Below are 17,324 nucleotides of genomic sequence, written 5' to 3'. Positions count from 1 at the left end.
GGTAAGCATACACTATACTACAGTCAGAACCTGTGACTTGCTGTTGAATGTAGTGGAGCAGTGGTTAACAGCACTCCATACAGATCAGGAGACAGAAAAATAAACAAAAGCATTTGTAACCAACATAAAAGGTATCAAACGTTTTTTGATATAATTCCTAAATGAATGTACGAAAATTTTCCGGATGGTGCAATATAATGCCCGCCCACTGGTGAGCCCGCCTAATTTGCCGCTTATTAGCGGCCCAATTACTATCTTCGCCCCATGCATTACGTAACGGTTGAAGGGATCACAAAATCATACGGCGAAAAGCCGCTGTTCAATAATATTTCTTTTCACATTGAGGAAGGCGATAAAATAGCGCTGGTGGCCCTGAACGGCACCGGCAAATCTACCCTGCTGCGCATACTTTGCGGCAAGGAAACGGTAGATGAAGGAAAAGTATGGGTACACAAAGAGGTGACCGTGGTAATGCTGGAACAGCAGAACGCTTTTGACCTGAAGAAAACCATCCTGGCTAATATTTTTGCACAGGACCATCCCATCTTAAACGCCATCCGGGAATATGAGCACCTTACCGACCAGGACGGTGATCCGGATCCTGCCCTGTTAGCAAACGCCATTGCCAAAATGGATGAGCTGGGTGCATGGCACTTTGATGCCAAGGTGAAGCAGATCCTGGGAAAGCTGAATATTCATCACCTGGACCAGCACATGGGCACCCTTTCCGGCGGGCAGCTAAAGCGCGTGGCACTGGCCAAAGTACTGATAGATATTGGTTTTGAGCACAAGCATACCCTGCTTATCATGGACGAACCTACCAACCACCTCGATGTATCTATGATCGAGTGGCTGGAAAGTTTTCTGAACCAGGAAAATGTAACCCTGCTGCTGGTTACCCACGACCGCTACTTCCTGGACAGCGTATGTAATGAGATCATAGAGCTGGACCAGCAACAGCTGTTCATTTATAAAGGCGATTACGAAAACTACCTGGAAAAAAAGGCTGCCCGTGAAGAGAGTGATAAGGCCAGCGTGGAAAAAGCCCGTAACCAGTACCGCAAAGAGCTGGAATGGATGCGCCGCCAGCCTAAAGCCCGCACTACCAAGGCTAAATCGCGCATAGATGCGTTTTATGATGTAAAGGAAAAAGCCAGCGTACGCATTGAGCGGCAGCAGCTGGAGCTGAACGTAAAAATGACCCGCCTGGGCGGAAAGATCCTGGAGTTAAAGAAAGTGTATAAAGCTTACGGCGATCTTACCATACTCAAGGGCTTTGACTATACCTTTAAAAAAGGAGAGCGTATAGGCGTGGTAGGTAAGAACGGGGTAGGTAAGTCCACCTTCCTGAATATGCTGCTGGGGCAGGAGCCGGCAGATTCCGGTAAAATTAATATAGGCGATACCGTAGTATTCGGCAACTATAATCAACAGGGCCTGGTGCTGAAGGAGGATGTGCGCATTATTGAGTTTGTGAAGAACATTGCCGAACATTTTCCTCTGGCAGATGGTACAAAGGTAAGCGCCGCGCAGTTCCTGCAGCTGTTCCTGTTTCCGCCGGAAAAACAATATACCTATGTATCAAAGTTAAGCGGCGGCGAAAAAAGGCGTTTGCACCTGTTAAGCATTTTGTTCCGCAACCCTAACTTCCTGGTGCTGGATGAACCTACCAACGACCTGGATCTGCCCACACTCAGCATCCTGGAAGATTTTTTACAGGAATACCAGGGCTGTATTATCATTGTTAGCCACGACCGTTATTTTATGGACAAGCTGGTAGATCACCTGTTTGTATTTGAGGGCGGTGGCGAGGTGCGTGACTTCCCGGGTAACTATACCCAGTTCCGGGAATGGGAAAAAGAAGAAAGCCGCAGCCAGAAGCAGGAAGCTGCTGCGCCCGCTACAAGTGCCATAAAAGAAACGCCGGTAACAGAAGCGCCCAAAGCGCGTAAATTATCTTATAAGGAAAAACGTGAGCTGGAGCTGCTGGAGCAGGAAATAGCAAAACTGGAAACAGAAAAGAAAACGATTGATGAAAAGCTGTCCGGCGGCAGCCTGCCCTATGAAGAGCTGGAACCCCTTACCCGACGGGTAGGAGAGGTGATACAGCTGCTGGATGAAAAGGGTATGCGCTGGCTGGAGCTGAGTGAAATGGAACAATAAAATAATATAGTTTGAACTAATGTGCAGCTGGTTTGCAGGGGCTTATCCCGGCAAACCAGCTGTTTTATTTAATACAGAAGAATCCGGCATGAAAAATGCTAAGCTTAATCCCGGAAAACCGGACCTTTTTTCGTAAATTAAAAGAGAGAATGCTAGAGGACCATACAACCAAATGATTATACAACCAGACCATAAATACACCGTACTTTATTTAAACAGAACATGGAAAACGGGAGGAACCTGCGAAGGTTTATCCGCTTGCTGCAAGTATTAACTGGCTTTACTTTTCTTTTCTTTTTTATCCATTGTCCAACCACGATATCTCCTCATAATAACCGCAAAGTATTTATTCAGAAAGAAGGGAAGCAGTATGTGCTTTACCGCAATGGCAAGCCATTCGTGGTAAGAGGAGCATCCGGATACACTAATCTCGAAAAGTTAAGTCAGATCGGGGGCAATACTATCAGAACCTGGGATACAGTAAACCTGGGGAATATACTGGATGAAGCGCAGCGTAATAACCTGGCGGTTATTGTAGGCCTGCCAATGCCTGGCAGCGCCTACCTGGATTATTTCTATAAAGATACTGCCAAAGTACAGGCGCTATTTCTTGCATTGCAGCATACCGTAAAGCAATATAAAGGCCATCCGGCCCTGTTAATGTGGTGCCTGGGCAATGAGTTGGGCTTTAATGCAGGTATTGGCTACAGCCCCTTTTATAAGGCATTTAATAACCTGTTGGATATGATCCACACCGTTGATCCTGATCACCCGGTAACCAGCACGATGGCTAATTTTAATGTGCTGCAAACCATGTTGATCCAGTTACGCGTAAATAACCTGGATCTTATTTCCTTTAACACATTTGGGAAGCTGAAAATATTAAACAGCAAGCTGCGGTTATACCGGTGGTGCTGGAACGGTCCTTACCTGATAACCGAATGGGGCGCATATGGCCCCTGGGAGGTAAGTAATACTGCCTGGGGCGCACCCATTGAAAATACCAGTACAAAAAAGGCGGAGCATTACCGGAACATGTACGGTATGTTGCCATTGAAGGATCCACGGTTCCTTGGTGCGCTGGTATTTTACTGGGGGCAAAAGCAGGAGACCACGCCTACCTGGTTCAGTATGTTTGATGAGCAGGGCGCCGGTTCGCAGGCAGTAAGTGTGATACAGGAGCTATGGGGCGGCCGCCCGGTAAATGCAAAGCCACCTTTGATCAGATACATGTTGCTGAACAGTAAAGGCGCGGCAGATAATATCATGGTTATGCCAAACAGCCCGCAGGCGGCAGAAGTGCTGATGGAGGGCGCCGTGCCGGATAGCCTGGTATACCATTGGGAAGTAATGCAGGAAGATTGGTTTCATGAGCTGGGAAAAAATACCCAGCGCGTGCTGGATACCGTTACCACGGGCCGTAATACAAAATGTGTATTCCGGGCGCCTCTAAAGGAGGGCCCTTACCGTATATATGTAAAAGTGCTGGATGGCCATGGGCATTTTGCAACGGCCAATACACCCTTTTATGTAGTTGAGTAAAAGTGAAAAGTGAAGCGTAATTATGCAAACAGCCAAGTATGCAACGGCGCCTACCCGTATAGAAATATGGACCCTGCGGATCATGATCTTCATGGGGATTATTGGGATGGGCCATTTTTTATATTGCCTGCTTGATCCGCAACAGATAGGCTATGCACCTTTCTATTGGTTGTTGATGGCGGCTACTATTTTTAATTGTTTACGGGTATTGCATGAATGGTATCATTACATGTTTATAACCGTACCTCCCACGCCACCCCTTACTAAAAAATTTACGGTAGATATTTTAACTACCTTCTGCGCCGGGGAACCCTATGAAATGATCGTTGAAACCCTGGAAGCTATTCAGGCCATACACTACCCGCATGAGACCTATTTGTGCGATGAAGCAGATGATCCCTATCTGAAAAGTGTATGCCGGCGTTTGGGCGTGCATCATGTAACACGCATTGATAAGAAAGATGCCAAAGCAGGTAATATTAACAATGCATTGCAGCAGGCTACCGGCGAGCTGTGTGTGGTGCTGGATCCTGATCATGTGCCGCTGCCTGATTTCCTGGACCCCATAATACCGCATTTTAGTGATGATGCTGTAGGCTTTGTGCAGGTGGTGCAGGCATATGGCAACCTGGGAGATAGCCTGATCGCTAAAGGCGCTGCACAGCAAACTTTCCAGTTCTATGGCCCCATGATGATGACCATGAACCGCTATGGGACTGTGCTGGCTATTGGCGCTAACTGCACTTTTCGCCGGCAGGCGCTGGATTCTATTGGCGGGCATGCTGCCGGCCTTTCGGAAGATATGCATACCGCCATGCAGCTGCACGCCAAAGGCTGGAGATCGGTGTATGTGCCTGCAGTGCTTACCTATGGGCTGGTGCCATCTACTTTATCTGCTTACTACAAACAGCAGTTAAAATGGGCAAGGGGAACCTTTGAATTGCTGGTTACCACTTTTCCCCGCTTATTTAAGCAGTTCACCTGGGCGCAGCGCCTGCATTACGGCACTATTCCATTTCATTATTTTTCCGGTGTTATATTCTTCCTTAATTTTTTAATTCCTATCCTGTCCCTGTCGCTGGGCCTCATTCCCTTCCGAATGGACCTGTTATCTTTTGCATTAACAGGGCTGCCTTTTATCAGCGCTACCCTTGTGATACGGCATTTTGTGCAGCGCTGGGTAATGGGTGAGAATGAAAGGGGGAATCATGTGGTGGGCGGCCTGCTGCTGATAGGTACCTGGTGGATCTATATATTAGGGCTCTTTTATACCATTATCCGAAAGAAGGTGCCTTATATACCTACTCCCAAGGATGATAATGAATCAGATAACTGGCCCCTTAATATTCCCAATGCTGTTATTGCACTGGCTTCCCTGGGCGCTATTTTTTATGGGCTGCATGCAGACTGGAACCCTTATGCCTGGGTAATGGCTGGTATTGCGGGCATGAACTTTTGTATCATGTTGTTTAACATCATCATCAGCCGCCGCAATGATCAGAAACGTTTTAAGGAAAGGTTTGCTTTCATAAAGCCTATGTTCCTTTACTGGTTGTCATTCAAAAGGCAATTATGGTATTTCCGGCATGGGGTGTATACGGGTATCCGCAAGTTTGCGCTGGTATTTATGATGCTGATCACATTTACGGCCTTACATTTTCTGACCGGCGCCTCCCGCTACCCGCAGCCGGTTAATATGCGCGTTCTTAAACAATACGTTTTCTATTCAGGTATATTCAGCCCGTCGGCTGCGGATGGTCTCACAGCCATGCAGCAGGTAAACCGTTACCAGCAAAACTATAATACACATTTTGGGATTGTTTCATTATACATTCCCTGGGGCGACGAGGAACGGTGTTATATACCGCAACCGCTGATAGATTCAATATACAACAACGGCTCTTACCCGCTCATCACCTGGGAGCCCTGGACCCACCTGTTCAAATACGCCGCAGATAATGAAGAGCTGCGCGGGGAGAAAAAAGTATTCCATTACCTGGTTAAAGGCACCTTTGACCGTTACCTTGAAAAATTTGCAGCACAGCTGAAAGCCCTTAACCGGCCGGTATACCTGCGGTTTGCACATGAGGCGGATAATCCTTTTTATCCGTGGTCGCCAAGCGGGGATAACACTCCGCAGGAGTTTATTAATGCCTGGCAGTATGTGCACGATTTTTTTGTACGGAAACAGGTGAATAATGTGGTATGGGTGTGGAATCCCTGGAAGGCGGAGGCCGTACCTGCTTACTTCCCGGGCTCCGGCTATGTGGATTGGTTAGGTGTAACCAGCCTTAATTACGGCAGCTATAACGGAGATGGTAAATGGTATGGCTTTAAAGAGCTGTATGCACCCTTTCACCGGCAACCGGTCTTTCGTTCGGGCTTCCCTGTTATGCTAACGGAAACCGGCTCACTGGGCGCGGCAGGTAACCAGCGGCTATGGTTTGCCGAACTTTTTGAAGGCATCAGCAACTCATATAAAGAAATAAAAGCGGTCGTGCTGTTTAATTCAGCAATGGATAGTAATGTACCGGCCGACAGCGGCGCAAAGGTACTTAACTGGCGGCTGAATAACCCCGGCGCTTATTTTACGGATCTGGCCAATTATCAATCTACCAAAGGGTATCATGCAGTAGGCGCTTATGAACCCATTCCGGGCCTTTCTGTATATAAAACGCCCATCAAAGAAAAACGCAGGCTCCCGGATACAATACGGGGCATCAATTATCAGAAAGGCCAGCACTGGTATAAGAATTTTTATACCCTTACCCGGCGGGAAATAAGCAGGGATTTTAAATTGATGCGGCACCTGGGTATTAACACCATTAAACGAACCGGCCCCGGTGTATACGACAGGAATATACTGGCGGTAGCAGGCAAGTATAATATGCGGGTGCATTATACATTCTGGGTACCGGCGGTATCAGATGTGCTGAGTAATAAAAAAGAGCTGGACCGTACTGCCGATGAGGTTATTGCCACGGTAAAGGAGCTGAAGGATAACAAAACAATTATTGCCTGGAACATAGGAGATACGCTGTGGCAGCGGCTGGCCGGGCAATTTTATAAACCCACGTTGTTATACCATCAGCAGGCATATACTACCTGGCTTAAAAAGCTGGTGAACCGTATCAAAGCTATTGACCCCGTAAGGCCGGTAACTATGGACGTAAGCGCAAACAAACAGGTTGCAACTGTACTACAGTTTTTACAGCAGCAGCTGCCGGAAATAGACGCTTTTGGATTGATCGTTACACAGGATACCGCTGGTATAAGCCAGTTAAACAGCTTAGCGGTTCCTTATTTTCTGAGCCAGGTGCCGGTGGCGCAATACCAGCAGCTCAGCAACCACCATACCGGCACATTTATAACCAACTGGCAGGACGTAGGTGAACGGGATTACATGACCTTTGATGGTTTAGTGGATCATTTTGGCCGTTACAGGCCTGCTTTTTACCAGCTGGGAAACCAATGGGCGGGCTTAGGCGCCAAAACGGCATTTCCGGACCTGCATATCCTGCGGCCGTCTAGGCTAACCAAGGCAGATGATGTATTGAATTACCAGGTTATTATAAAGAATGGGAAAAACTGGGTGCTGGCTTCGCCTGCTTCATCACTATGGCATTTTGAATGGCACCTGGTAAAAACAGATCATTGGGGGAATGCGCTGTATATGAAAAAACTGGGGCAGGGTACAAATATTGAGATCAGCATGCCACGGGATGCTGCTACTTATCGTTTATACCTTGCCGCCAGTAAAGGAAATGATGTATTGGCGGTACAATCACCTTTAAATATTCCGCTATGATATGAGACCTCTTTCTTTCAGGACCTGCTGTTCATCGCCGGTGCTGCATAAGCGGTCATTTAATTATTCCGGCTTATCACTGATCTCTGATTTTTTCAGGTATACTTTTTTGCCCTTGTCGTCCACAATGTACTTGCGGTCCATTTTATCAATATACACGGTTTCGCCATTGGGGCCTTGTTTGCCCTTGTAGGTTTTATCGGTGATCTTGGAGGCGCCTTTCACCGCAACTGAAGCAGTTTTGTGGCCTACCTTTTTACCGGTGTTGCCTACTTTTTTGATAACCGTATCTACCTGCGCATATGTATTGGATGTAATAAGGGTGCCGGCTATGCCGATAGCTGCGGCAAACAAAAGGGTCCGGATGTTTTTAATCGTGTTCATAATTGTGTTGATTTTTAATAGAGGGTTTCAAGAAGTATGCCAGTGCAGTTTCAATTATATTTACATATTTGATCATATAAATTCATTCATATAAAAAATGATAATCAACTGCCTTTTTTTGATTAACTTAAGAACATAGATTATTTAATAATGTAATTGGGAGATGCCAATTTCAAGAAGGGAATTTTTAACAACAGCCGGTAAATCGGCCATTGCCGCTTACCCGGCCATGATGGCTTTGGGATTATTAAAACCAGCCCCTGCACATGCTTTTGAGCTCACAGGTAGCGGTAAGAACAAACACATCATTATTTTAGGCGCGGGCCTGTCGGGCATGACAGCTGCCTATGAATTAGGTAAGCTGGGTTACCGCTGCACCATACTGGAAGCACGTAACCGCGCCGGTGGCCGTTGCTGGAGCATTCGCAAAGGTGCTACCTTACAGGAAACCGGGCAACCGCTGCAAACGGCTCAATTTGATGAAGGACTGTATTTCAATGCAGGGCCATCCCGCATTCCGCACCACCATGCGCTTACACTGCACTATTGCAAAGAGCTGGGTGTGCCCATACAGGTGTACAATAACGTAAACGAAGCAGCCTATTATTTCAGCGAAGGCAAAGGCCCGCTGTCCAACAAAAAGATCCGCATACGGGAAATACATAATGATGTGCGCGGCTACATTACCGAAATGCTGGCCAAAGCTATTGACCAGCACCAGGTAGATGCCGGTCTTACCAAAGAAGATGCACAAAAGATCATTGAATACCTGCGCGCAGAAGGCGGGCTGGATATAGATAAGCTCTACAAAGCCTCTAACCGCCGTGGTTACATTGAGGATGCCGGCGCAGGCGACAAGGCCGGTAAAATAGCCGACCCCTACAAGCTGGCTGATATTATCCAGTCGGGCTTAATGGACCCTGACTTTTACAATGTGGCGGAATATACCTATGAGCTGCAGATGACCATGTTCCAGGCCATTGGTGGTAATGACATGATCGCTAAAGCGCTGGAGAAAAAAGTGGCGCCGCTGATCCGTTTTGGCTGTGAGGTAAGCGCCATACAAAACCAGGAGCAAGGGGTAAAGATCACCTATAAGGACAAATTTGGTGAAAAGCAGCTGGAAGGCGATCTTTGCATATGCACCCTTCCTTTGCCGGTGCTGAGCAATATACAACACAACTTTTCATCGGATGTTAGCCGGGCTATAGATTATATCCCTTACATGATCACCGGCAAAATGGGACTGCAGTTCAAACGTCGTTTCTGGGAAGAAGATGAGCATATTTACGGCGGCATTACACATACGAACAATGAATTGACCCAGATCTTCTATCCATCCAACGATTATTTAGGAAAGAAAGGCATCCTGATCGGCTACTATAATTTTCATGAAACTGCAGATAAGGTAAGCGCTTTATCATTACAGCAACGGCAGCAGCTGGCGCTGGAAAAAGGCAGCTTAATACATCCGCAGTACGCGAAGGAATTTGAAACCGGGTTTTCCATCAGCTGGCATAAAACACCATATAGCATGGGCGGCTGGGCGCTGTATAATGCAGAAACACGGCAAACTTTATACAAGGCCATGCTGCAGCCGGATAAACAGGTATACTTTGCCGGTGAGCATATGACCTACCTGAATGCCTGGATGGCAGGGGCCTTTGAATCTGCGAGGAGCGTAGTAACGGCTGTGCATGCGCGGGTAACGGATCAGCGGCTGGCGTATCCGAAAGCATAAAGCGTAAAGCAAAAAGCAGAAAGCTTTTTGTAGTGCCAGTGCAAAAGCCCACCGCTTGAACAAACGTGATTAACTATCGGATCTATATAACTGAACAAGCTTAGGTAAACCACCGGTGCAAAATATAACTGGCTTTATCCCTGGGGTTGTTGCACCTGGCTTTATAAAAACAATAAAAGTTTAAGCAAAACACCTGGAAGCAAAACACAATCAGCTTTATGCTTTATGCTTTGCGCTTTCAGCTCACATTACCAACCTGTAATTCTAAACGCTTATGTCAACCATGAATCGCCGTCACTGGTTAAAGACCAGTGCACTGTTTACGGGAAGCCTGCCTTTCCTGACAGGAACATTGAATGGTGTGGCAGCTGTTGCTGCCCCTGCCGTCAAACATGCCTCCCCGGGCCAGCTAACAGATGCTGAATTTGCACGCCGCATACCGGTGGAAATAAAGGCCCGACTTTTTGCCAATGAAAATCCTTTTGGTCCTTCCGATAAAGCCAAGCAGGCTATTATTGACAGCCTGGCCAGCAGCTATCAATATCCCTTCATGCACCTCACAGAGCTGGAAGATAAAATAACCAGCTATGAAGGAGTTGGAAAAGATATGATCTTACTAAGCGCAGGCTCATCGCCCTTATTAATGGCCACGGCTCTTTATTGTTGTAAAGACGGGGGCAACGTGGTAACCGGCGATCCTACCTATGATGACCTGCCTAAAAGCGCAGAGAAGATAGGCGCGCAATGGGTTAAAGTGCCGCTTACGGCAGAATACAAGCTCGACCTGGATGCCATGGAAAAGGCCGTGAATGCCAATACTAAGCTGGTATACGTTTGCAATCCCAACAATCCTACCGCCACTGCCGTGGATACGGAAAAGCTGAAGGCTTTTTGCGAACGCGTATCCAAAAAAGTAACCGTGTTTGTGGATGAGGCTTATATAGATTATTTACCTGATCCGCAGGCAGCTACCATGGTTGATTGTTTGAAGAAAGGCCAGAATATAATAGTAGCCCGCACCTTCTCCAAGCTCTATGGATTTGCAGGTTTGCGGGTTGGTTATGTAATGGCGCACCCGGAAATGCTGGAAAAGATAGAAATGTACACCAAAGATAAATACGCCATTTCTGCACCTGCATTGCATGCTGCCATTGCATCTTACCAGGATAAACCCTTCCTGGCCGATGCCCTGAAGAAAACGCTGGCCAGCAAAGATTTCCTGTATAAAACATTAAAGGAGGAAGGGTATGAATACATTCCTTCTGTTACCAATTTTGCTATGTTCCCTTTAAAGATGGAGGGGACGCGCTTTGTAGATGAAATGATGAAACGTGGCGTAGCCCTGCGCAACTGGATGGTGAACGGGAAGGACTGGTGCCGCATCAGCATTGGCCGCATGGATGAAATGGAAGTTTTTGCCGCCGCATTTAAAGAGTTATCATAATTTATTTATTACTGAAGATTATGCAAAAGATTATTATCGCCATATTACTGCTGTGCAGTTATTATAACATCTACGCCCAGGGAGGCGCCGCTGCACCTGCTGCCCGTGCGCTTACCATGGAAGAATATACAAAGGCAAAAACATTTAAGGTAAAAGACCTGGATAATGATACCTATGTAAAGTTTGATAATACCTATGTGCTGGACCGCTATGAAATGCGCAAGCCCTATTTTATTACCGGCGATGACGGCCTGAAGAAACGGATCGATCTTTACAAGCTGGTTGCCAAAGAGGGTATGCAGGAGCTGGGCACTATGATCTATTATACCAATGAAAAAGGAACGCTGTACACCGCCGTGCTGCCGGGTTTCCGCGCAGCAGGAGAAATATGGGAAAAGTATTTTGAAGATATTCACAGCATCGACAAAGAAGAGAAGAATTTTGTGCTAAAGCTCTCTTACGTATTATCCAAAGAGTTTGGCTTTCAGCAATACAAAGCTGCCAGCGGTGGTAAGAACCTGAAAGAAGAATCGGCCACTTACAGCAATAACATCTGCTTCCCGGGTAACCAGGAAGTAGCTATGGCCAATGGCGCTAAAAAGGAATTGAAGAACATTCAGCCCGGTGATGAGGTGATCACCATTGATCCCCTTACGCACCAGCCCAATACGGTGAAAGTGAAGGAGCTGGTAGTGCACGATGCGGAAAACTATGCTATTACCAGCCTGCTGGTGATAGCTGCACATGAGCAGCAAACTGCAGCCGGTAACCTGGTAACGCTGCACAGTAAAGTGTTGCAGGCTACGCCCAATCATCCTATGCTAACGGCTACCGGTAAAAAACCGATCGGGGAAATTGCGGAAGGTGAGCAGGTGCTTTGCCTGGATGAAGCCACTCACACGTATGAAACCTTTACCGTATTCAATAGATCAGAAGCAGCCGGCGGCGTGCAAAAAGTGTATAACATGGTTACCAGCGGCGGCAGCACTTTTATGATGAACAATGTAATGGTATTACAAAAATGAGGTAAGCCGTACTGCAATCTTATTTCAGGCGGGAGGGGGTATCTTGGTGAAAACCAGAAACTATGGAACCCCCTCTCCCTGTTGGAAATACAACCACTGTTGCCCACTCCTTTGAGGTGTTGCTGGCTGCCTTTGAAAACCAGTTCAATAACCGGCTTTTTCCCCAAACACCTGTTAACCTGTATAACGCCATTAACTACCTGTTAAAGAGCGGAGGCAAACGTATCCATCCTGTTTTATGCCTGATGGGGAATGTGCTCATTGGCCCCCTGCAAATGGATGCATTCCTGGCCGCCAATGCCCTGGAGCTGTTTCATAATTTTACGCTGGCGCATGATGATGTGATGGAAGCCGCTCCCCTGCGCAGGGGCAAGCCCGCCCTGCATATTAAGTACAGCGCACCCACCGCCATTCTCACCGGCGATACCTTGCTGCTGTATGCCTACGATCACCTGAACCGTATACAGGGCCGGCACAAGCAAAAGGTCATTCACCTGTTCAATGAAGCGGCAAGGGCCGTGTGTGAAGGGCAGCAAATGGACCTTGACCAGGAAGCGCAACCATTGAACGTGCTTACTTATAGTGATCACCTGCATAAAGTTATCCTGAAAAATGCCGCCCTGCTGGCCGTAAGCCTGCAAATGGGCGCTATCATCGGCGGCGCCGGTATTACCGACCAGGAACATATTTACATTTTTGGGAAGAACATAGGTATTGCCCTGCAGCTGCAGGATGATTACCAGGAGGCTTTTAGCGGGCCGCCTGAAAATATAACCCGGCACAGAAAAACCAGCCTTTTATTAAAAACCTATGAATGGAGCACACCCGAACAACGCAGCCAGTTACAGGCATTGCTTAGCTTACCGGTTACGGATGCCATGCCAGGCCTGGCGCAGCTGTATAAAAATTGTAAAGCCGGTGAATGGGTGCTCAGGGAAAAAGAGCGTTTACAGCAAATAGCGCTGCAGCACCTGGCTAATATTTCCGTACCTACTGTGAACAAAAGGCCCTTGCAGGAGCTAACGGCGCTTTTGCTGAGTAAATAACAGCTTGTTGATTTTCAATTGTTTGTGCCCTTGCATCAACTTGCGCTTAACTTGCACTGGTTTTGAAACGGACTTTTTAGCTTTTGCTTTCACCTTTAGGGCGTTCAATTTTTATTCATTTAAACAGAAAAAAATAACGCTATGGGAAAAGCCTTTCTCCTCCTGTTATGCCTGCATGTTCAATTACTGGCGCTTGCTCAAAAGAAACCTGCCGCTGTAAAGATCCCCCTGACCGCCAACCGCTGGACCTTTACACCCGGAACCGTCAGCTTTGCTGAATACAATGGCGTGCCCGCGCTGCAAATCCTCGCCAATAAACCCCCGGTAGTATTAAATGACTTCAATTTTACCAATGGCACCATTGAGTTTGATATGGCGCCAACGGATAGCAGCCGGTTCACCGGTATTTATTTCAGAAGGCAGGACGATAAGGAAAGTGAATACTTTTATTTGCGGGTAGACGGCGGCGTAAAGCCCGGTGTGTTATGGTCCATTCAATATGCACCCATTATACAGGGCGTGAACCTGTGGGATATGCTGCCGCAATACCAGGGACCTGCCGCCTACAAAAAAAAGGAGTGGAACCATATAAAGCTGGTGGTATCCGGCCTGCAAATGCTCATCTATATTAATGATATGAGCCGCCCGGTAATGGAAGTACCCCGGCTGGAAGGTAATACTACGCAGGGCGGGCTGGCATTTGACGGTAAAACAGCTATTGCCAACCTGGTAGTTACCCCCAATGAGGTAGCAGGGCTGTTACCGGCAGAAGGTATAGACCCTGTTGCCCATGATCCCCGTTATTTGCGGGAATGGTCCATAAGTCAGCCGCAGCCCCTGCCTAACGGACAGGAATTATTTGCCGGCGCCTTGCCGCCCAAGGAAACGGTTTGGGAAAACATTACAGCAGAGCGCCGCGGTTTGGTGAACCTGACCCGCCGTTTTGGACTTAGTGAAAGCCGCCGGGTGGTTTGGTTAAAGGTAAAGCTGAAAGCTGCTACCGAACAAAAGCGTGTGGTAAGCCTGGGCTTCAGTGATGAGATCTGGGTATTTATTAATGGCCAGCCCCTTTTTGTTGATAAGAACCTGTATGCACGGCCCATTATGAAAGCGCCGGAAGGCCGCTGCTCCATAGAAAATGCGTCCTTTACACTGCCGTTGAAAGCCGGGGAAAATGAGCTGCTGGTAGGCTTATCCAATGATTTTTACGGATGGGGCATTATTGCCCGGCTGGATGATATGGAATATGTGGAAGTGGTGAAATGAAAATGAAAAATGTAAAATCATAAATGTAAAATGTAAAAGTGAATGCAGCGGATGTTTATGCATTCACTTTTACATTTAAGATTTTGCATTTATGATCTTACATTCCTAATTCTCTTCCACCAGCTTCTTAATCTCCACCAGTATAGATCCCCAGCCGCCGCCGGCTACGGTATCCTTATATCTTTTTTGTCCGTCGGCAACTTTAGAGTAATCGCCCTGGGTAACGCTAAAGTTGGTAACGCCGTTATTTTCGCTCAGTGTATAGGTTACCGTTAAATAGTTTTCCGGCACATCGGCATAGCTGCCATTGGGATCAATGGTGGTGTAAACCAGGCGCTTTTCCGGCTGCAGGTCAACGATCTTACCTTTTACAGCCACTATTTCAATGCCGTCAAAAACGCCTTTCCATAACAGCTCGCTGCCAATTTTCCAGTCGGAAACAGTTTCGCAGCCGAACATGTATTTTTTAGTTTGTGCGGGGTTTACCAGCGCGTCCCATACTTTGGCGGCCGGGGCCTTAATATCAATGGTATTTTGTACGATTAATGGCGTGCTCATTGTTTGTAATTTTTAAATGATGATTGATCGGGTTTCCGGAACCGTTAACGCCACAATATTAGCAACATTACCTTTGGGGGTGATTGCGTTTTATGGATTATTTCTAACAGAAAAAGGAGTGAAGCCGAATTTCTTTTTGAATGCATTGTTGAAATGCTGCGGGGTGGCGTATCCCAGCTCAAAGGATATTTCTGCGGCGGTTTTCTGTGTATCGCGCAGGTATTGGTGCGCCAGCTGCAGGCGCTGTTCTGTAAGGTAGCCGAATACGGTAGTATTAAAGGTTTCCTTGAAACCGCGTTTCAGCTTATACTCATTCAGCCCTACGGTTCTGGCAATTTCCGACAGGTTGGGCGGACAGTGCACCCGTTCATTGATCAGGTCACGCACAGCAATGATCTTTTCCTGGTCGGCCTTATTTTTCAGGAAAATATCTTTTTGCTGATTGGCAGTAATATAAGATTCCGCGCATAATACCAGCAGCTCTATGCTTTTGGAAAGCAGGAACAGCTTTTTAAGATCGCCCCCGTATTTGCAGTGAATGATCTGCTGTAACACCTGCTGGATGGGCGCATCAATGGCGCCCCAGTTGTTGGACAGCATTACATTCTTATCTTCCATAATGCTGGCGGCAAAACGTTGCAGCGGTTCGTTGGCGTTTTGCGTGAACTGTACAAACAGGGCTTTGGGGAACTGTATGCCAAAGGTTTCCAGCACCAGGCTTTTATTCTTTACTTCAATATCAAATCCTTTGGAGTACATAATATTATGATGCCCGCCAATAAGGTCATAGGTCTGATCTAATTGTTTATAGGTAAAGCTGTAATCACCCTTCAGCCCAAAATGAAAGCGCACTACATCCGCATCGCTGGCGCCCTGGAAGCTGGTGAGGCAGTTGAATTTAGACACAGCATGCCCTATACGAATATCGTCAAACGTCCAGGTAATGCTATCCCTGGTACCGTGTTCTGATGTGTGTTGTTGTTTTTCCTCCTGCATAAGACCTTTCAAAATTACAAAATGTTCCCTGCCCATCTGATCTGGTCAAAATTTACAAAACTGCATCTGTTATGGTAACGGGATTTTACTGAATTTTGCAGTGTTAAAAATACCGCCATGAATATTCCTTTTTACCAGGTAGATGCTTTTACAGCGAAGCCCTTCAGGGGAAACCCGGCTGCTGTATGTATTGTAGATGATACGGTTACCGCGGAGCTGATGCAGCAGATAGCAGCGGAGAACAACCTGTCGGAAACGGCTTTTGTAACCCCTGAGAATGGGCAGTTCAACCTGCGCTGGTTTACCCCGGTGGTAGAAGTTCCCTTGTGCGGCCATGCCACGCTGGCTACTGCGCATACGCTGTTCCGGGAAGGGCTGGCATCCGCCGCTGATACCATTACATTTAACACCGCAAGTGGCATATTAACAGCGCGGCAGCAGGATGGCTGGATTGAGCTCAACTTTCCTGCTTTAAGAGGAGAACCCGTGCAGCTGCCGGAAGAGATCCTGGATATTTTGCAGGTGAGCCCTGTACAGACGATATTTGTGGATAACCGCTACCTGGTGGAACTGGCTACAGAAGCGGAAGTGCTGGGCCTTAAGCCTGATTTTTCACGGTTGGCTAAATATCCCAAAGTGATCGTTACTGCAAAGGCCCGCAACACCTCTGAATTTGATTTTATATCCCGTTTTTTTGCACCGGTTATAGGCATCAATGAAGACCCGGTTACCGGCGCCGCACATTGCTGCCTGGCGCCTTACTGGGCGCAAAAGCTGGGCAAAAACAGCATGCTGGCCTACCAGGCATCTGCCAGGGGCGGGGTGCTGAAAATAAAGCTGGAAGGCGATCGTACCATACTGGCCGGCGAGGCCGTAACCGTAATTAAAGGCACTTATGCCATAAACCAATAACATGCAGTTACCACTTTACCAGATAGACGCTTTTACCGATCAGCTGTTTGGCGGCAATCCCGCTTGTGTAGTGCCTTTGGCGGCCTGGCGGGATGATGAGCTGTTGTTAAAGATCGCCAAAGAAAATGCAGTATCTGAAACCGCTTACTTTGTACCCAATGGTAAACAGTTTGAGCTGCGCTGGTTTACACCGGATATAGAAATGGACCTTTGCGGACACGCTACGCTGGCCAGCGCGCATGCGCTTAAAACCATCCTGAATTATGCGGAGGATACGATCGTGTTCACCTCTAAAAGCGGCATACTGCAGGTGCGGGTAGAAAAAGACCTGTACACGCTGGACTTCCCCTCCCGCAAACCTGTACCGGCGCCGTTACCGGAGATTATTGCACAATCACTCAGCCAGCAGCCACGTGCAGTATTAAAAGCCAGGGACTAT

General features: G+C 47.3%; 13 protein-coding genes. 10 read left to right on the top strand and 3 right to left on the bottom strand.

Annotated elements, in window-relative coordinates; all coding sequences use genetic code 11:
• Positions 1 to 264: 264 nt before the first annotated feature.
• From VIM87_RS11185 to VIM87_RS11175, 3 genes are all read left to right on the top strand, one after another.
• Positions 265 to 2,163 carry an ABC-F family ATP-binding cassette domain-containing protein gene (locus tag VIM87_RS11185; RefSeq protein WP_331997073.1) on the top strand — a complete coding sequence of 633 codons (1,899 nt, stop codon included), beginning with the start codon at positions 265 to 267 and terminating at the stop codon, positions 2,161 to 2,163.
• 222 nt (positions 2,164 to 2,385) lie between these two features.
• Entirely contained in the window at positions 2,386 to 3,705 is a 1,320-nt protein-coding gene (locus VIM87_RS11180) for a glycoside hydrolase family 2 TIM barrel-domain containing protein (RefSeq protein ID WP_331997072.1), read from the top strand.
• 22 nt (positions 3,706 to 3,727) lie between these two features.
• Positions 3,728 to 7,513, top strand: a complete 3,786-nt coding sequence (locus VIM87_RS11175) for a glycosyltransferase family 2 protein (RefSeq protein WP_331997071.1) — start codon at positions 3,728 to 3,730, stop codon at positions 7,511 to 7,513.
• A gap of 63 nt (positions 7,514 to 7,576) precedes the next feature.
• Here VIM87_RS11175 and VIM87_RS11170 read toward each other — a convergent pair whose 3' ends face one another.
• Entirely contained in the window at positions 7,577 to 7,897 is a 321-nt protein-coding gene (locus VIM87_RS11170) for a hypothetical protein (protein WP_331997070.1), read from the bottom strand.
• 163 nt (positions 7,898 to 8,060) lie between these two features.
• Between VIM87_RS11170 and VIM87_RS11165 the strand changes: the two genes are divergently transcribed.
• The 5 genes from VIM87_RS11165 (at position 8,061) to VIM87_RS11145 (ending at position 14,419) form a co-directional block, all read left to right on the top strand.
• Positions 8,061 to 9,638: a flavin monoamine oxidase family protein gene (locus tag VIM87_RS11165; protein WP_331997069.1), complete on the top strand. Its 1,578-nt coding sequence runs from the start codon at positions 8,061 to 8,063 to the stop codon at positions 9,636 to 9,638.
• A 274-nt stretch (positions 9,639 to 9,912) separates the two neighbouring features.
• The gene (locus VIM87_RS11160) at positions 9,913 to 11,082 is read left to right on the top strand and encodes a histidinol-phosphate transaminase (protein WP_331997068.1); all 1,170 of its coding nucleotides are present in this window, start codon (positions 9,913 to 9,915) and stop codon (positions 11,080 to 11,082) included.
• Between the two features lie 20 nt (positions 11,083 to 11,102).
• Positions 11,103 to 12,107 carry a Hint domain-containing protein gene (locus VIM87_RS11155; protein ID WP_331997067.1) on the top strand — a complete coding sequence of 335 codons (1,005 nt, stop codon included), beginning with the start codon at positions 11,103 to 11,105 and terminating at the stop codon, positions 12,105 to 12,107.
• A gap of 62 nt (positions 12,108 to 12,169) precedes the next feature.
• A complete protein-coding gene (locus VIM87_RS11150; RefSeq protein ID WP_331997066.1) occupies positions 12,170 to 13,153 on the top strand; it encodes a polyprenyl synthetase family protein in 984 nt (327 codons plus the stop codon).
• Positions 13,154 to 13,294: 141 nt separating this feature from the next.
• Complete coding sequence (locus tag VIM87_RS11145; protein WP_331997065.1) at positions 13,295 to 14,419, top strand: hypothetical protein; 1,125 nt, start codon at positions 13,295 to 13,297, stop codon at positions 14,417 to 14,419.
• A gap of 105 nt (positions 14,420 to 14,524) precedes the next feature.
• Here the strand turns inward: VIM87_RS11145 and VIM87_RS11140 are convergent, their stop codons facing one another.
• Together VIM87_RS11140 and VIM87_RS11135 are read right to left on the bottom strand one after the other, a co-directional pair.
• Positions 14,525 to 14,977 (bottom strand): SRPBCC domain-containing protein, encoded by a 453-nt coding sequence (locus VIM87_RS11140; protein WP_331997064.1) that lies wholly within the window; start codon positions 14,975 to 14,977, stop codon positions 14,525 to 14,527.
• A gap of 90 nt (positions 14,978 to 15,067) precedes the next feature.
• Positions 15,068 to 15,985, bottom strand: coding sequence for an AraC family transcriptional regulator (locus VIM87_RS11135; protein ID WP_331997063.1), 918 nt, complete (start codon positions 15,983 to 15,985; stop codon positions 15,068 to 15,070).
• A 105-nt stretch (positions 15,986 to 16,090) separates the two neighbouring features.
• Between VIM87_RS11135 and VIM87_RS11130 the strand changes: the two genes are divergently transcribed.
• Positions 16,091 to 16,885, top strand: a complete 795-nt coding sequence (locus VIM87_RS11130) for a PhzF family phenazine biosynthesis protein (RefSeq protein ID WP_331997062.1) — start codon at positions 16,091 to 16,093, stop codon at positions 16,883 to 16,885.
• A gap of 1 nt (position 16,886) precedes the next feature.
• On the top strand, positions 16,887 to 17,324 hold a 438-nt coding region (locus tag VIM87_RS11125), incomplete at its 3' end, for a PhzF family phenazine biosynthesis isomerase (protein WP_331997061.1).

The sequence above is a fragment of the Chitinophaga sp. genome, from assembly GCF_036569125.1.
Classification (GTDB): Bacteria; Bacteroidota; Bacteroidia; order Chitinophagales; family Chitinophagaceae; genus Chitinophaga.
This window is presented reverse-complemented; position numbering and strand designations above follow the sequence as displayed.

Coding starts and splice junctions, on each gene's coding strand:
- VIM87_RS11185 (WP_331997073.1), top strand. CDS start 265: ATGCATTACGTAACGGTTGAAGGGATCACAAAATCATACGGCGAAAAG.
- VIM87_RS11180 (WP_331997072.1), top strand. CDS start 2,386: ATGGAAAACGGGAGGAACCTGCGAAGGTTTATCCGCTTGCTGCAAGTA.
- VIM87_RS11175 (WP_331997071.1), top strand. CDS start 3,728: ATGCAAACAGCCAAGTATGCAACGGCGCCTACCCGTATAGAAATATGG.
- VIM87_RS11170 (WP_331997070.1), bottom strand. CDS start 7,897: ATGAACACGATTAAAAACATCCGGACCCTTTTGTTTGCCGCAGCTATC.
- VIM87_RS11165 (WP_331997069.1), top strand. CDS start 8,061: ATGCCAATTTCAAGAAGGGAATTTTTAACAACAGCCGGTAAATCGGCC.
- VIM87_RS11160 (WP_331997068.1), top strand. CDS start 9,913: ATGTCAACCATGAATCGCCGTCACTGGTTAAAGACCAGTGCACTGTTT.
- VIM87_RS11155 (WP_331997067.1), top strand. CDS start 11,103: ATGCAAAAGATTATTATCGCCATATTACTGCTGTGCAGTTATTATAAC.
- VIM87_RS11150 (WP_331997066.1), top strand. CDS start 12,170: ATGGAACCCCCTCTCCCTGTTGGAAATACAACCACTGTTGCCCACTCC.
- VIM87_RS11145 (WP_331997065.1), top strand. CDS start 13,295: ATGGGAAAAGCCTTTCTCCTCCTGTTATGCCTGCATGTTCAATTACTG.
- VIM87_RS11140 (WP_331997064.1), bottom strand. CDS start 14,977: ATGAGCACGCCATTAATCGTACAAAATACCATTGATATTAAGGCCCCG.
- VIM87_RS11130 (WP_331997062.1), top strand. CDS start 16,091: ATGAATATTCCTTTTTACCAGGTAGATGCTTTTACAGCGAAGCCCTTC.